Annotated in this window: 18 protein-coding genes; 7 read left to right on the top strand and 11 right to left on the bottom strand. The window is 47.7% G+C overall.

Annotation, left to right across the window (positions count from 1 at the left end; all coding sequences use genetic code 11):
• Nucleotides 1-65 precede the first annotated feature (65 nt).
• The 3 genes from EBB54_RS22815 to EBB54_RS22805 are packed head-to-tail and all read left to right on the top strand — an operon-like array spanning nucleotide 66 to nucleotide 2,476.
• Nucleotides 66-938 carry a sugar phosphate isomerase/epimerase family protein gene (locus EBB54_RS22815; RefSeq protein WP_125129114.1) on the top strand — a complete coding sequence of 291 codons (873 nt, stop codon included), beginning with the start codon at nucleotides 66-68 and terminating at the stop codon, nucleotides 936-938.
• An 11-nt stretch (nucleotides 939-949) separates the two neighbouring features.
• Nucleotides 950-1,393: a C-glycoside deglycosidase beta subunit domain-containing protein gene (locus EBB54_RS22810; protein ID WP_125129113.1), complete on the top strand. Its 444-nt coding sequence runs from the start codon at nucleotides 950-952 to the stop codon at nucleotides 1,391-1,393.
• Between the two features lie 12 nt (nucleotides 1,394-1,405).
• The gene (locus EBB54_RS22805; protein WP_125129112.1) at nucleotides 1,406-2,476 is read left to right on the top strand and encodes a Gfo/Idh/MocA family protein; all 1,071 of its coding nucleotides are present in this window, start codon (nucleotides 1,406-1,408) and stop codon (nucleotides 2,474-2,476) included.
• A gap of 154 nt (nucleotides 2,477-2,630) precedes the next feature.
• Here the strand turns inward: EBB54_RS22805 and EBB54_RS22800 are convergent, their stop codons facing one another.
• Nucleotides 2,631-4,253: a recombinase family protein gene (locus tag EBB54_RS22800; RefSeq protein ID WP_125129111.1), complete on the bottom strand. Its 1,623-nt coding sequence runs from the start codon at nucleotides 4,251-4,253 to the stop codon at nucleotides 2,631-2,633.
• A 218-nt stretch (nucleotides 4,254-4,471) separates the two neighbouring features.
• Between EBB54_RS22800 and EBB54_RS22795 the strand changes: the two genes are divergently transcribed.
• On the top strand, nucleotides 4,472-4,918 hold the full coding sequence (locus EBB54_RS22795) for a DUF6194 family protein (protein WP_117460706.1): 447 nt from the start codon (nucleotides 4,472-4,474) through the stop codon (nucleotides 4,916-4,918).
• 51 nt (nucleotides 4,919-4,969) lie between these two features.
• On the opposite strand, the gene EBB54_RS22790 is transcribed toward EBB54_RS22795, so the two are convergent.
• The 6 genes from EBB54_RS22790 to EBB54_RS22765 all read right to left on the bottom strand — a co-directional run bounded on the left by EBB54_RS22790 (nucleotide 4,970) and on the right by EBB54_RS22765 (nucleotide 9,326).
• On the bottom strand, nucleotides 4,970-5,167 hold the full coding sequence (locus EBB54_RS22790) for a transposon-encoded TnpW family protein (RefSeq protein WP_125129110.1): 198 nt from the start codon (nucleotides 5,165-5,167) through the stop codon (nucleotides 4,970-4,972).
• Nucleotides 5,164-6,015 carry an ATP-binding protein gene (locus EBB54_RS22785; protein WP_125129109.1) on the bottom strand — a complete coding sequence of 284 codons (852 nt, stop codon included), beginning with the start codon at nucleotides 6,013-6,015 and terminating at the stop codon, nucleotides 5,164-5,166. Before EBB54_RS22785 ends, EBB54_RS22790 begins: the two co-directional genes overlap by 4 nt.
• 63 nt (nucleotides 6,016-6,078) lie before the next feature.
• Nucleotides 6,079-6,837 carry a phage replisome organizer N-terminal domain-containing protein gene (locus EBB54_RS22780; protein ID WP_125129108.1) on the bottom strand — a complete coding sequence of 253 codons (759 nt, stop codon included), beginning with the start codon at nucleotides 6,835-6,837 and terminating at the stop codon, nucleotides 6,079-6,081.
• Nucleotides 6,838-6,951: 114 nt separating this feature from the next.
• Nucleotides 6,952-7,338 carry a cysteine-rich VLP domain-containing protein gene (locus EBB54_RS22775; RefSeq protein ID WP_125129107.1) on the bottom strand — a complete coding sequence of 129 codons (387 nt, stop codon included), beginning with the start codon at nucleotides 7,336-7,338 and terminating at the stop codon, nucleotides 6,952-6,954.
• Nucleotides 7,328-8,959: a relaxase/mobilization nuclease domain-containing protein gene (locus EBB54_RS22770; protein ID WP_125129106.1), complete on the bottom strand. Its 1,632-nt coding sequence runs from the start codon at nucleotides 8,957-8,959 to the stop codon at nucleotides 7,328-7,330. Before EBB54_RS22770 ends, EBB54_RS22775 begins: the two co-directional genes overlap by 11 nt.
• Nucleotides 8,931-9,326, bottom strand: a complete 396-nt coding sequence (locus EBB54_RS22765; protein ID WP_016227216.1) for a plasmid mobilization protein — start codon at nucleotides 9,324-9,326, stop codon at nucleotides 8,931-8,933. Before EBB54_RS22765 ends, EBB54_RS22770 begins: the two co-directional genes overlap by 29 nt.
• A 206-nt stretch (nucleotides 9,327-9,532) precedes the next feature.
• Here EBB54_RS22765 and EBB54_RS22760 point away from each other — a divergent pair, with 206 nt between their 5' ends.
• Nucleotides 9,533-9,955 carry a hypothetical protein gene (locus tag EBB54_RS22760; protein ID WP_125129105.1) on the top strand — a complete coding sequence of 141 codons (423 nt, stop codon included), beginning with the start codon at nucleotides 9,533-9,535 and terminating at the stop codon, nucleotides 9,953-9,955.
• 45 nt (nucleotides 9,956-10,000) lie between these two features.
• On the opposite strand, the gene EBB54_RS22755 is transcribed toward EBB54_RS22760, so the two are convergent.
• The 4 genes from EBB54_RS22755 to EBB54_RS22740 form a co-directional block, all read right to left on the bottom strand.
• A complete protein-coding gene (locus EBB54_RS22755; protein WP_016289765.1) occupies nucleotides 10,001-10,405 on the bottom strand; it encodes a winged helix-turn-helix domain-containing protein in 405 nt (134 codons plus the stop codon).
• Between the two features lie 30 nt (nucleotides 10,406-10,435).
• Nucleotides 10,436-10,648: a helix-turn-helix domain-containing protein gene (locus EBB54_RS22750; protein ID WP_016292400.1), complete on the bottom strand. Its 213-nt coding sequence runs from the start codon at nucleotides 10,646-10,648 to the stop codon at nucleotides 10,436-10,438.
• The gene (locus EBB54_RS22745) at nucleotides 10,635-11,078 is read right to left on the bottom strand and encodes an RNA polymerase sigma factor (RefSeq protein WP_016292401.1); all 444 of its coding nucleotides are present in this window, start codon (nucleotides 11,076-11,078) and stop codon (nucleotides 10,635-10,637) included. Before EBB54_RS22745 ends, EBB54_RS22750 begins: the two co-directional genes overlap by 14 nt.
• 136 nt (nucleotides 11,079-11,214) lie before the next feature.
• Nucleotides 11,215-12,111 carry a cation transporter gene (locus EBB54_RS22740; protein ID WP_125129104.1) on the bottom strand — a complete coding sequence of 299 codons (897 nt, stop codon included), beginning with the start codon at nucleotides 12,109-12,111 and terminating at the stop codon, nucleotides 11,215-11,217.
• A gap of 160 nt (nucleotides 12,112-12,271) precedes the next feature.
• On the opposite strand from EBB54_RS22740, the gene EBB54_RS22735 reads away from it, so the two are divergent.
• The gene (locus EBB54_RS22735; protein WP_016292402.1) at nucleotides 12,272-12,829 is read left to right on the top strand and encodes a TetR/AcrR family transcriptional regulator; all 558 of its coding nucleotides are present in this window, start codon (nucleotides 12,272-12,274) and stop codon (nucleotides 12,827-12,829) included.
• A 592-nt stretch (nucleotides 12,830-13,421) separates the two neighbouring features.
• On the top strand, nucleotides 13,422-14,438 hold the full coding sequence (locus EBB54_RS22725; RefSeq protein WP_125129102.1) for an AAA family ATPase: 1,017 nt from the start codon (nucleotides 13,422-13,424) through the stop codon (nucleotides 14,436-14,438).
• The last annotated feature ends 108 nt before the right edge of the window (nucleotides 14,439-14,546 follow it).

The following is a 14,546-nucleotide window of genomic DNA, read 5'->3' as shown; positions in this document are numbered from 1 at the left end:
GCGGATTGTCCGCAGATTGGAAGGGGATGCCGCTGGAATAGTTCATGAAGATAGGAGATGGTTAAATGTATCAGTATGATAAAAAAGGACCAAAAAGAGGGATTGCATTATACAGTTATTCGGCCGAATTTGGGATCAGCAAAAATCTGGAGGACTGTCTGGAGGACATGTACGACATGGGTGCCCACGGCCTGGAAATCCTGGCAAATACACACATTGAGGGATACCCGTATCCGTCGGATGAATGGGTGGAGGAATGGTTCCGGCTGCTGGACAAATATGAGATCGTGCCGGTAGAGTATGGAAACTGGATCGACTCCCATGTGCTGGGCGACCGGGATCTGACGACAGAGGAATCCTGCAAAATGCTGGAGCGGGATCTGCGTTTGGCCCACAGGCTTGGCTTTACGGTCATGAGGGCAAAGATGCCGGTCATCTCGGGCGACCTCTCACCGGTAAAAAACTGGCGCGAGATCATTCAGATGGCGCTCCCGACAGCGGAGGAATGCAACATTAAAATGTGCCCGGAGATCCACGCTCCGACCAATCTGAGCAACAAGCTGGTCCATGATTATGTGGAATTTATTGAGAAAACCGGAACAAAATATTTCGGGCTCAATATCGACTTCGGCGTATTCCGAAATGTTTATCGGGAAGGGGAGCGCAGACAGCCGGGCTTTGTGGCCAGCAAACCGGAAGAGATCATTCCGCTGCTTCCTTACATTTACTGCTGTCATGCAAAATTCAACAACATGAGCGATGACTTTGAAGAGACCACCATTCCCTACAGAGAAATAATCGAGATCATGAAGCAGCAGGGATGGGACGGTTATTTGCTGAGTGAGTATGAAGGACGCGACAAATATGATCTGGGATATGAGGTAGGCCAGACACTGAGAAAACATCATATTCTGCTGAAAGATTGTCTGGGAGACTAGGAGGTGAAGCTATGCTTGAAAAAGAAGTAATTCAGTCGGTTGGTTTTAGAAATGTAAAAGAGGACGGAGCGGTTACGGGATTCCAGTTTAAGGTCAGGCTTCCCTATTACAGAGGGATTTTCCTAAGCCAGTTACGGCCCGGAACGCTCTTTGTAGACGGAGAGCGGTTTGAAAGAGAAGAGATCGTTTGGCATATCCATGGAAAGGATTTTTCCTTTGAGGAAATGAAGTCCGATATGGAGACGCACTGGGCGGTGACGGAGCCGGCGGTGATCAAAGTGAAAAAGGCGGGAGGACTCGGACAGGGCTATCATGACCTGAAGTTCGGATTCTGTTTTACCTCATCCTATATGCCGCCGATCATGCAGGACGCGCTGGACCCGGATGAAGAGAGCAAGATGTATATGCCGGAATTTGGGCACCATGTAAATGAGAGAAGACTGCTGATCGTATAGGAGACTTAGAATATGGAAGAGATCAGAATTGGGTTGATCGGTCATGGATTTATGGGGCACGAGCACGAGAAGATGCTGACAGAGACGGAGGGCTTCCGTGTAGTCGGAATTGCCGATATGGATCCAAAACAGCTTGAGGATGTGAAAGAAGGACTGAAAAGGTATACTTCAAATGAAGAACTGTTCCGGGATCCGGAGGTGCAGGTGGTACTGATCGCGGCAAATAATAACCAGCATCATGACCTGGTGCTCCAGGCCGCACGGGCAGGAAAGGATATCATCTGTGAGAAGCCCGTCGCAATGAGTCTGGAAGAGCTGGATGATATGGTGCGCGTGACCAAAGCGTGCGGCGTAAAATTTACGGTACACCATCAGCGCAGGCTGGACCGGGATTTCCGAACGGCAAAGGAGATTTTTGACCAGGGCTCGCTGGGAGAGGTGTACACCATCAAGAGCAGCCTGTATGGATTTAACGGAAATATGCACGACTGGCATGTACAGATCAGTGAAGGCGGCGGGATGCTGTATGACTGGGGCGTGCATCTGCTGGATCAGATTTTGTGGATGATGCCGGGGGCAAAGCTCACCAGCGTCTATGCAGATATCAGAAATGTCATCAATTTTGAGGTGGATGATTATTTCAAAATTCTGATGCGGTTTGACAATCATGTTACGGCGGAAGTGGAGCTTGGAACGTATTTCCTCACAGACAAGATGCATGACAAGTGGTTCGAACGCCACTGGTTCATAGGAGGCAATCAGGGGAGCGCCTATCTGGACGGATTTGCTCCGGAGGGAAAGATCGTGCGCACCGCCGGGCTCCTGAAAAATGTGGGTGGCGAGAGAACCATGACGGCAGCAGGCCCCACGCGCTCCTTCGGCCCTCCGCCGGAGGGAAAGATCCTCACCGAACCGGTTCCGCTGGCAGATACAACGCATAAGGGATTTTTTGAGAATTACAGAAGGGCATACTTCGGGGAAGAAGAATTTCTCGTGCAGATTCCGGAGACGAGGAGAGTGCTCGCGCTGATGGACGCGGTCAGGGAATCCGGACGGACGGGGGAGTCGGTCAGGTTTGAATAGGGACATTTCATCTTACACTTGGGTGGCATGATGGATATAAGAAAGCGGAGAGCGTGGGAAGCCCTCCGCTTTTGCTCATGTGAGATAAAGAAGTAAAAGAAGTGTAAAAAATTTTGCCGTTCCCTATCCGGCTGACTGCCGGACGGGTCGGGCTTTAGTCGGGCAACTCTACCTTGCCGACAAAAGAGTAAAAGATTTCGATTTCCTGTCTGCGGAGCTTCCCCCGGCGTTTCCCGTCAAGGGCTTCCGATTCGTGGATTACGATTTTCTCCACAAACTCCCGTAACAGGGTAGGGGTGAGTTCCTCAAAGCTGGTGTACTTGCGTACCACTTTCATAAACTTTTCAGCGTTCGCCGTGGCTTCCAGCGTCCTTGAAAGCTCGCCCTGCAGAACGGCGGCACGTTCTTTCAGTTCCTTTTGCTCGGCTTCGTAGTCTGCCGACAGTTCCGTGAAACGCTCGTCCGATATGCGCCCGGTCACGCTGTCCTCATACAGCCGCTTGAAGATAGCGGAGAGTTCCGCAATCCGTTTTTCTGCCGCTTCCAGTTCTTTCTTCTTGGCGGCGTTCCGGCGTTTGCTCCCGTCCTCGGTCTGCTCGGTCAACAGCTTCATAAACCGGGCTTCGTGCTTTGCGGCGTAGCTGGTGACTTTCCGTAGGTTCTCGGTCACTCCCTCGGTCAACAGGTCGGTGCGGATAAAGTGCGCCGTACAGTCTGCCGTGCGCTTCTTGTAGCTGCCGCAGATATAGCAGTCCTGCCGCCGTTTTTCCGTCTGATACCTCTGCTGGTACATGACGCTGCCGCAGTCGGCACAAAAGAGTATGCCGGAGAACAAGCCCACTTCATCATAGCGGTTAGGGCGTTTGCGCTGCTTGCGCAGCTCCTGCACCCGTTCCCATGTGTCCCTGTCGATTATCTGCTCGTGGTGGTTCTCAAAGATTGCCTGTTTGTCCTCGCTGTTGTAGATAATCTTGCTGCACTTGTAGGATTGGGTGGTGGTCTTGAAGTTCACAAGGCAGCCCGTGTATTCCCGGTTTTCAAGGATATGCACCACGGTGTTCGCCGCCCACTTGCACTCATAGCCGGGGTGGTAGCGGCGGGTTCTCCCTGTCCGGCGGTATTCCAGCGTTCCCGGCGTGGGGATTTCCTGCTCCGTGAGCATACGGGCTATCTTGGTCGGACCGTTCCCGGCAAGGCATAGGCTGTAAATCTGCTTTACCACGGGGGCGGCTTCCTCGTCAATGATGAAATTTTCGTCCTCGTCCATGAGGTAGCCGTACACGGGCTTGCTTGTGACGGGCTTCCCGCTCATGCCTTTTGACCTCTTGACCGCTCTGATTTTCTTGCTCGTATCCCTCACCAGCCATTCGTTAAAAATATTACGCAAAGGTGCAAAGTCATTCTCGCCCTGTGCGCTGTCAACGCCGTCATTGATAGCAATGAAACGGACGTTTTTCTGTGGGAAAATCATTTCCGTATACATTCCCACTTGAAGATAGTTTCGCCCTAACCGTGACATATCCTTTACAATGACTGTTCCCACAAGCCCCGCTTCAATGTCGGCAAGCATGGACTGGAAGCCGGGTCTTTGGAAATTCGCCCCGGAGAATCCGTCGTCCGTGTACCATTTGAGGTTGGTAAAGCCGTTCTGTTTTGCGTAGGCTTCAAGAATTCTTTTCTGGTTGCTTATGGAATTGGATTCCCCGGAAAGCTCGTCCTCATGGGATAATCTCGGATATAGGGCGGTAATAAGTTGCTGGGTGGTCTGTCTTGACATAGATTCCTCCGTTTCCGACAGCCAGCCCCACTATTCCGTAGGTTTATTATAGCATAGGGCGGGGTGGGCTGTACAGTTCTTTTTGCTACTTTATGTCGAAAAATATCACGGTTTTTCATTAAGGCTTGTCGCAAATTAGATGTTTATGGAAATAATCTCTGATTTGTGCTACAATAATCCGACAGCTCTTTATTTTATATTTTGTGAGGTAGAACACTATGGAAGCAAAACAAATATTGGATTACTGCCTTTCCTCCTTAAACGGTACGGTACTCGTTGAAAGTTGGGGCGAAAAAGGGATTTTCTACAATCCCGGTCTTGTATTAAAACGTGGCGTATATGTTCTGACTGTTAAGGAAAAAGACGGTGATAACGATAAAGCGTCCAATCTTGACAGAACAGGTATTTACCGTGTCAATCTTGGGCTGCGAAAAAGCACATTCCAAAAGATGTATGGTAAAATTCCGGCACGTCCGGCGGCGGGCGGTGTCGTGGATATGGATTGTGATTTCACTGCTTTAGACATTATCATTCCCCACCCGGTTTATGCTTGGATGGGGTGGGTAAGCGTCCTAAATCCGTCCAAACAGACATTTGAACGGTTAAAGCCCCTTATTCAAGAAGCATACGAATTTTCAGTCGAAAAATTCCAAAAAAGAAAATAGGCAGGAACTGGCGGTCATACTCCACGGCATGACCGCTTTTTCATGCCCGGTTTATGCGGTAAATGGCGGCTTGTGTCCGGCTGCGCTTTCCGCTTCCAGCACTTTCATCATCTTGTCGGCGGCGGTGGCGGTAGCGTCCTGTTTGAAATAGCCGGAAACCACAAGGACGGTGTTCCCCCGGCGTACCTCGGTCACACAATCCGGGCGGCGGGCGGTAGTGGCGGTGCTTCTGTTGGGGGTGTCGGTCATAGGCTCTCCTTTCTGTTCAGCAGCTTTTTAAGCTGTTCCATTTTCTCCCTTGCTTTGGCTTTTCTGAAATTCTCCCCGGTAATGCAGACAGGGGAACACATTTCAATAAGGCGGTCATAAATCCGGGCGTGGGGCGTGTCCTCCGGGTTCTGCAATTCTTCCAGCGTCAAATTTGTGGTGACTATCAGCGGCTTTTGGCTGCGGTATCGGCTGTCAACCACGTTGTAAACCTGTTCAAGCCCGTATTCCGTGCTACGCTCCATGCCGAAATCGTCAAGGATAAGCAGGGGGAAGCTGCAAAGGCGGGATATGTATTCGTTCCTGTCCTTGTAGCTGGCGGCAAGGTCATTGAGGATAAGGGCAAAGTTCGTCATGCACACGGAAACCTCTTTCTCCATGAGGGCATTGGCGATACACCCGGCAAAATAGCTCTTGCCTGTGCCGACTTCTCCCCACAAAATCATTCCGTGGTTTCCGTCCTTTATCTGCTCCCATTGTTCCACATAGGCACGGGCTTTCACCATTTGGGAGCATTTGCCGTTGTCGTTCCCAAACGTCCATTCCCTCATAGCCGGGTCGGTGAAGCCCTTTCTTTTCAGCCGTTCCACTTCCTCCCGGTGCTTCTGCTCCCGGTCGGCGGCTTCCAGCATTTCCCGGCGTTTCCGCTGGCAGTCACATTCTCTGGGGTGCCGGTCACGTCCGAAAAAGGTCTTGCCCTCCGGGAAATAGGCTTCTTTGGGCTGGCGGCAGCTCCCGCAATACAAAAGCCCGTCCTCGCCCGTGTAGTCCTCCGGCTCTGCTTCCTGTGCCGTGGCAAGCCGGAAAACAGCGTTATCATAATCACTCATAAAATCATTCCTCCTTGTTCATGGTCTTTCACGCCCTGTTTACGGGGCGTTGTATCTATGCTGTCAAAGGCTCTCGCCCTCCTTGTAGGTATAGTCGGGGATTCCCTTTTTAGGCTTCCCCTTTGCCCTGTCATCAGCCGCCCAACGCCGGATAGTGGCGGCATGGTTCTTGTATTTCTTCCCGCTGGAAGCGATATAGCCGGATAAGCGGTCTATGTAATACTCCCATTTGCCGGGAAGTTCCTCTTGCAGCTCCGCAAGCTCTTTTTCTGACAAAAATACGTTTTCATATCTGCCAAAAGGGGCGGGGGCGGTCTGTCCGGTTTTTATCTCTCCCTCTCTCTTTATCTCTAACTCTATATCTATCTCTATCTCTATCTCTGGTGGACAAATGTCCGCCCCATATGGTGGACGTTTGTCCGCCACGGCTTCCGGCAGGGCTTTCTGCTCCTGCAAAGCCCGCCTTGCCCGGCGTTTGCGCTCCCCCTCGGTAGAGGACTGACCGATTAAGAGTTCTATGTTGCTCATGTATAAAGCCCCGTTCTGCAACGGCTCTACAAGCCCCAGCTTCATAAAAATCTGCAAAGCCCTCTCCACTGTGCCGACTTGCTGGCGGGTGATTGTGGCTATCATCTGTGCGGTGTAGGGGATATTCTCGGCAAGCTGGAGCTTTCCCCCGTTTTTCAGCGATTTTAGGTACAGCTTCAAGAGAATGTTTGAGTAGAGCATACCGTCCTGCATACTTTCCAGCAGCACGATAGCGTCCTCGTCAAAATAGCTCTCTTTCAGCTTTAGGTAGTAATATTTGCGGTTGTCTGCCATTCGTTCCTCCTTTGGTCTGTTCTGTGGCTTCTGTTACGCATTTAAAACAGCTCTTGTGGGGGTAAAGGATAAATGTATCGGCTACCCTTTGAGGGCGGTCAAAAAAGCCTTGATTTACGGGGGTTTGGAATATCCTAAAGCGTGACATTTACCCCTCTGTTTCCGCTTGCGCTGTGCGGCATGGATTCTTTTCATGCGTCCGGCGCAATCCGGGCAGTATTTCCCCCGGTTGGATTTGGGGAGAAAATACCCGCCGCACTCGGTACAGCGTTTCCTGTCTGCCCGGTGCAAAAGGGCGGCTTCCAGTTTTCCGTCCAGCGGCAGCACGGCGGCAATGAACCAGCGGCACATAAGGGAATAGCTGATACTCTGTACACATACGCAAGGCTCGCCGTTATCCAGCAAGATACAGTTGCCGTTGTCATAGTTGCAGCACTCATGCACAAGGCGGCGGGCGGCTCTGTACTGTGGGTAGTCCATGTATGGGCGTTTACCGTTCATTTTCCCGCCCCTTTCCCCGTTCCGGCTCACGTCTTAAAATCTGCCCGATATTGCCCTTGACGGTCTGCAATTCCCGGACGTTCTCTTTCTTCTCCCGGTACTCGTTGTAAAGGGCGTTTTTCTTCTTGGTAAGCTGCTCAATCTCGGTCTGCAATGCTTTGGACGCTGGCAGCTTGGAGATTCCCTGTGCCTTGAAATGCCGGGCGGCGGATTCGGAAATGATAAACTCGCTTTCGTGCTGCTCCCGGTAGGCTCTCCGGGCTTTCTCCGTTTTCTGCGCCCGCAATCCGTCACGGGCTGGCTTGGTCTTGATGTAGGCTAATAGCTGTTTCTGCAAGTCTTTTTTCTCCCGTAAAGTGCTTTCCACGGCTTTCAGTTTCCCGGTGGTTTCATGCAAGCCCGCACTGGCGGCGGCAAGGGCGGCTTCCAGTTCTTCCGGGGAAGAAAAGCCGGATTCCTCGTAAATACTTATGGTCGCCGCCATTTGCTTTAGGTTGTGGACAGCCGCCCAGCGGTCATATCCTATGCCCTTGCCCTCGGCTCGCTTGGCTTCCCGGTCTACCATGCGCTGTACTCCGTCATTCTTCGGGGCGTTTATGGCGGCTTTGTTACGCTGTAAACGGTCTTTTATGCTGCGGGAGTATTCCTGTTTGGGTAAGGGCTTTTCGGCGGCTCTTGTGGCGTTCTGTGCGTTTTGGGAGAGTGTTTCCAGTACGGCGGCACGGTCAAAATCATCACCCAGCTTCCGGGCGGTGATGGGCTTCGTCCTGTCCGGCGTGAGATACGACAATCTTCCCCGGCTTTCCTTGACGGTCACGCCTTGCTGTAACAGCTTCCCGGCGAAGTCCTCAAAAGAGGTAGCAGAGGACAGGGCGGTGCGGATCGTGCGCCGTAGCTTCTCTTTGGCGGTTTCAAATTTCGTAAGTTTGGGCGGCTCACCTGCGGCGGCAAGGGAAGTGTTCTCTTTATCCAGTGCGGCTTGTCCTTTCCGTTTCGCCCAATACTCACGCTCGGTAACTCGGTTATTGCTCCCGTTCAGCAAGTCAATCTGATAGAGGTTTTCCCGGTGGCACATCTCCATGACTTCCGCTTTGAAATACTCCATAGCTGCGTCCGTACAGCGGTGCTTACAGCCCTCCCTTGTGTCCGCTGGTCTTTCCATGTAGGGAAGTAGCGGCACTTCCGCAATCCGCAAAGAATTGATTACGATATGCACATGAATATTACCGCTGTGGTTATGTCCGTCCGGGTGGGTGCATACAAGGGCTTGGTGTCCGGGGAAATGCGTCTTGCAAAATTCCTCGCCCAATGCTTGCGCCCGGTCTACGGTCAAGCCGTTGTCGGGTGCGTCACGGGGGTCAAAGCTGATGATATAGTGGTGGCTCTTTACGTCCTCCCTCTTTTGGTTTTTCCCATAGTGGAGATTGGAGCGCATACACGCTATGGCGAAATCCTCCCAGCCGCAATTAAGGGAAGATATGCGGTAATCATCACGGGGTATAAGCCGCCCGTTTTCATCAAGGGTGGGCTTCATGGTAAACTCGTCATGCTCAAAGGTTAGGTACTGCTCGGCAGCTCCATAGTCGGCGTTTTTAGAGCTGATATGTTTGAACGTTGCCAACGGCTTCACCTACTTTCTGCAAGACTTCAAACTTCAAGGCGGCAAGCTCCGCTGTGGCGGCTCGTACCTCTTGGGAGAGAGCGTTATAAGGTGCGCCGTACTCGTTCAGACAGCGGGCAATCTGATTCAAGTTGCCGCCTATCTTGCCATACTCGGCTGTGAGTTTTCCAACAGCAGACAGCAGTTCATCATTGACCGGGGAAACGGTAATGACCGGGCGTATGCTTGACTTGATAAGGGCTTGCCGGATAAACTCGGCTTGGCTCATTTTGCAGAGGGTGACACGCTCGGAAAACTCTGCATATTCTTCCTCGGTCAAGCGTGTCTTGATTACCCGGTGGCGGTGGGGCGTGTTGTATCTTTTCATGGCTTTCAACTCCTTTCTTTTTATGCTTTGCCCTCTCACCAATAGGAGAAAAACAGGGGGCAAAACGGAAGTGTTTTTTGAAAAATCCGAAAATATTTTTTCGGGGATTTTTCAAGCGGCGTAAGCCGCAAAAAGGCGGGCTTGGGGTGGCAACCCCAACAAGATTCCCGCAGGACAAAATGAGCCGGTAGGCGAAATTTGGTACTGTGGTAGAATCTTGCTCTAAGAAAGTGGCGGCTTCCTCTGTGTGGGCTTTTGCTGATACCCCCGGCTTGCTCGGCGTGGATTCTGCCAACTATGCGGCGGTATTTCTCCCTCTATTACTTACTACGCACGGCAAGGCAAATCTGGCAAAGTTCCCCGGAATTTCTTTTCGTGTTTTCACAACAGCATTTGACAAAAACGGAAAACTGGAAGCCTTTTTTGGCTTGAAATCAGTTCCGTTTTGTAGTGATATACGGACAGTTTCAAAAAACGCCAAACTTTCCGGCAATTATTTTTCCCCTTATTACCTACTACGGGAAAAAAGGAAATTTAGGCAATGTTTTCAGAAAGTAGTTGAATTATTTTATTACGGTGCAAAATCCGGCTTGGTTTTGGGCGCAAAAAAACAGGAAACCTTTTCTTGATTTCCTGTCTTTATCTGCCGCTGATGGGCGGCGGTTATTCTGTTATCATTCCCCGGAAGCAAACTTGTAGCCCACGCCTAAAACGGTTTTTATGTAAGTGGGCTTGCCACTGTCCGGCTCTATCTTTTTCCGTAGATTGCATATCACATTTGACACGCTTGACTGGCAGCTTTCGCTTTCCATGCTCCACACGGCTTCAAAGATTTGCGCCTTTGTGAATACCCGCCCCGGACTGGCGGCAAGGTAGCAGAGTGCGCCGTACTCTAAACGGGTGAGGGGAATGTCTGTGCCGTTTTTTAATACCCGGCGTTGGTGTAATTTTATTTCCAATCCCGGAAAAGTAAGTGCCGGGGAGTGGGGCGGCTGCATGGCTTCCAGCGGTATCATATCCGCAAGGGCGGCTATGGCTTTCTCAACCGCTTTTTCTTCTGTGTCGTTAAATATAAGCATGACTATTTTTGCGACAAATCTCACCTCCTGTTAGGTAGGCTGTCCGTCAAAGCGGAACTGGAACAGGGCAACGATAAGCCGCCGTTTGATATTGTCCTCGGTGTCCTTGTTGACGTGTCCGTTTTCAAGGGAAGCAAGCCGGATTCGCTTGCTGTAATGCCGCAAAACCTCGTCAATGGCTTCCGGCTCGCCGCTGGTCGCCCGGACAATCGTTTCATACGGCACAAGTTTAGGATTCCTCACGGAAAAGCACCTCCATTTCTTTATGCAGCATTTGCAAGGCACTGTGTATGTGATGCCACGCCGTACTCCGGCAGCGTCCGTACATTTCCCCGATTTCCTGTTGTGTATAATCTCCGAAAAAGTAAAGGAAAATAATTTCCCGCTTTCTTTCCGGCAGAGATAACAGGGCGGCGGCAAGTTCCCCATTGGTGAGGATAACTGTCTGACCGCATATCGTAATGGGATATTCTTCATAGGGTGCTTCAAAATATTCGTCTGTCGTGCCTAAAGGGTAAAACTTTTCTTCTGTGAGGTATTCAAGGGATATTTCTTTTTGCCGCCGTCTGCTCCTATCACGCCATGCGTTGAGTGCCGCAAAGCGTATGACGGTCTTGCAAAAGCCATTGAACGTATACATGATATGTTCCTTGTATGCTTCTGTGCAAGGCATAGATGATTCCCCCTTTCTCCCACATAGGGCGGTGCATGGTTTATGGTTGCTTGTTTATAATTCAAAGTAACAACAACTCTATGCGCAGGTCTTAACTCGTTTCGCTACTTTAATTATCTTCTCCCGGTATCACATTTTACCATTCACAAAAAACAATTTCAGCATTTTCGTAAATAGGACATATATCTTTCAAGATATTCCTTTTGACAGTTTGTATTTTTTTATAATCAATATTATTGGTAATATAAATGCAAACTTTTATGTGCATACCAATTTTATATATGTCACATTTTTGCAATGTCATAATACCGCTAAGATTCTTTTCTACAAATTGGAAAACTGTTCTTTTTAGTTCCTGATTCGTTGTCAACCCTCCTGACAATTCGCGGAAAGAAGATATGAAAACACTTATCGGTTCTTTTATTGCAGGCAAGACTATAATTGTCGTAATGAAAAAATCTCCAGTATAATGAAGGAAACCCAAACTTCCGTTAATATCTATCAGTTTTATCAAGAACGCAGACAGTGCTACGCCCAAAGATAATATGCCGTCGATAAAATTTCCTTTCGATTCTGTTGCTAAAAGTGTACTGGAATCATTAGTTTTACGGCTCTGGCTTCTGTTAAAAAAAGACAGCCCAAAACATATGATACACATAAGTATCTCATAAGGAATCACAGGTTCAATCATCAAAGGGATTCCAACGCCATATGCAAAATACCCCCATGCTGCTTTTGCAGTACGAGCAACAGAAGAAAACAGCAGCACCAATGTTAATAAAGTTCTAAAAATAGAATATAATGGCTCTAAAAAATAAAGACCGTCCGGGTAATTCTTTGTCTTTTTATTACTAATTTTTGAAATTTCCAATGCTGCCAAACAAGAGCAGGAAGCAATCATTGAAAAGGAACAGTCTAAAAACAGAGCTTGAATATTTGTTATCGAAAAAATCCAAAACCCACCTATTGCCATTATTAAGTTTACAATGCAGCTTACTATCAGCGATTTGCGTTCAATTTGTTTTTGTGTCATGGTTACCTCCATTGCCTTGGAATTTTATAGTATTCAGATTGACATATCCGTACAACAAGCAGTATACTATAACATGTGTCGTTTTTCTATCTTCAATTTTATCTATAATTGTTGCCTAAACGACACTGCCGCTCGAAACTGTTGTTTAAAGGAGAAAACTATGAATAAACATGATAGGCGGGTCAAAAAGACAATAAAAGCATTACAGTCTGCTCTTGCTGACGCAATGCTTGATAAGGAACTTCAAAAAATTACAGTACAGGAATTAGTCAACAAGGCAGACATACATAGAGCTACTTTTTATTCGCACTACCATGATGTGTATGACTTATATGAGCAAATGGAACATGACGCTATATCTGAGTTCACTAAATTTATTAACGATAATCCAGCAGGTCATTACGAAAATATTTATAATTCCATTATTGATTATATTTATGAAAATCCTGCCCTAAGCCGTTTGCTTTTTTTCGGAAAGGGAATTGACCACAAATTTCAAGAGCATATGTATGACATCATCGAAGAAAAATATCTTGAAATATGGATGCAAGAAGAAAATATATCTTCCGTTTCAGAAGAAATGCTCTATATGGCGACATATCATATTCAAGGCTGCCTCTCAATAATCTCACTTTGGATTAAGAATAATTTTTCTACCCCAAAGGAAAAAATAATCCAGCTTATTTATTCTATTGACGCAAGTTGGAATATGCCATAAAAGAAATAATCTGTGTGGAGATAAAGAGGGATTCCGTAGTAGTCGGCACTGTGGGAATGTGCATAACTTGCTGTCTTATGGAGTTGTGGGAAAGTCCGTTTGCAGAATGTGGGAAAGCTGCACTTTAGCTTTTCCATGTTCTGTGAACGGACTTTTCCATGACGGAATAGCAAGTTATACACATTTCCACGGTGCTTGTCTTTTGGTCTTTAGTTCTTTTGTTCGGAATAGTGTGGTGCTGGCGGTCTATCTCTTGTTTTCGGTTGCTTGCTTCTTTACCGTACATGAGCATTCTTGCATGAAGTGTTACAGGTCACACCTTGACCAGGCGTGCCCTGTAACTCAGGCCGCCATTTTAAATTGCCTTCGGCAATGGGCGGCCTGAATACCAGCTTTTATGTGCATCCTCCCGACCAATCAGCGTGGTGATTGGTCGGGGTGTGACATGTAACCATGAAGTCAATTTTAAATAGAACAGTTCCGTTTGGGGCGTGGACAATTATAGATTGGAATGGTATCATAAAAAGCGAAAGAACATTTTCCAACAGTTCCTTAGTCACAGACATTATAAAAAGGAAAGGCGGTTTATCATATGGCACAGCATATAAAGGAATTATTCATTCATGGATATAAAGGGATTCATGAATTGAAATTGGAACAATTAAACAGCATTAATATTTTAACAGGTGACAATAACAGCGGAAAAACCAGTATCCTGGAGCTGCTGTCAACGGTGGAACGGCCGCAGCGGGAGGATTGCTGGATGCAATGTGCCGAAAAAAGAACAAAAAAAGTCAATAAAATATTCCAGGATTTTTATAATATGTTCCCGATAGACGAGGAGGATCTAGTCGTTTCATATGATTATAAGGATACGAAAAACGAGAGAAAAACGGTAAAAGTAAAAGCCGAAATTGAACAGACGCAGGTTTCGGAAGGCGAAATGTATCGGATGAACAATTTGAAGAAAATCAAAGAGGATTGGAACGATGATGAGATGGTTGACGCAAAGCATATGCGTCTGTCGATTTATTTTAATGAAGAAAAGGTGAATACATTTTCCGTATATGATTTTCAGTCTACATTTTCATTTGTATATAGGAAAGGCGATTTTGTTAAAACCGTTTATATCTCTCCTTTCGATCATGCAAGTGATAATCTGAATATTGACGGTATCCTGTCAGATTCGGCGGCATATGAGGTATTGATTCATATTTTGCAGGAATTTGATGCTGATATCACGAATATCAATGCTTTAAAAAATGAGAATAATATCCGCTATCCGGAGTACATGATCTTGTCAAAAAAACATAAGAAAGCCTTGCCGCTCAATGCTTACGGCGATGGGATGAAAAAAGCGGTTTCGCTTTTAAGCGGTATTGTCAGAGCAAGAAACGGTATTTTATTGTTGGATGAATTTGAAACAGCAATCCATACATCCGCCATGGACAGCATTTTTTCGTGGCTATTGAGAAGCGCCGTGGAGCAGAATATTCAGGTTTTTATGACATCGCACAGTAAAGAAGCCATAGGGAAGGTACTGAGGTTAAGCGAAGAACTGCAGCAGCATATCAACTTATATACATTATATAAAGGTAGTGTCAAGTAATTTATGAAAAACTGAGCTGCAAAAAACAGGCTCAAATGAACGTAAGCGATTCAAAACCTACCGTAGTGCATAATCTCTCTTTCCCTGCTATACTGCTTCTAAAAGAGC

The organism is Schaedlerella arabinosiphila (assembly GCF_003885045.1).
Classification (GTDB): domain Bacteria; phylum Bacillota; class Clostridia; order Lachnospirales; family Lachnospiraceae; genus Schaedlerella; species Schaedlerella arabinosiphila.
Note: the sequence above shows the minus strand (reverse complement) of the source record. Positions and strands in the feature narration are given on the sequence as shown.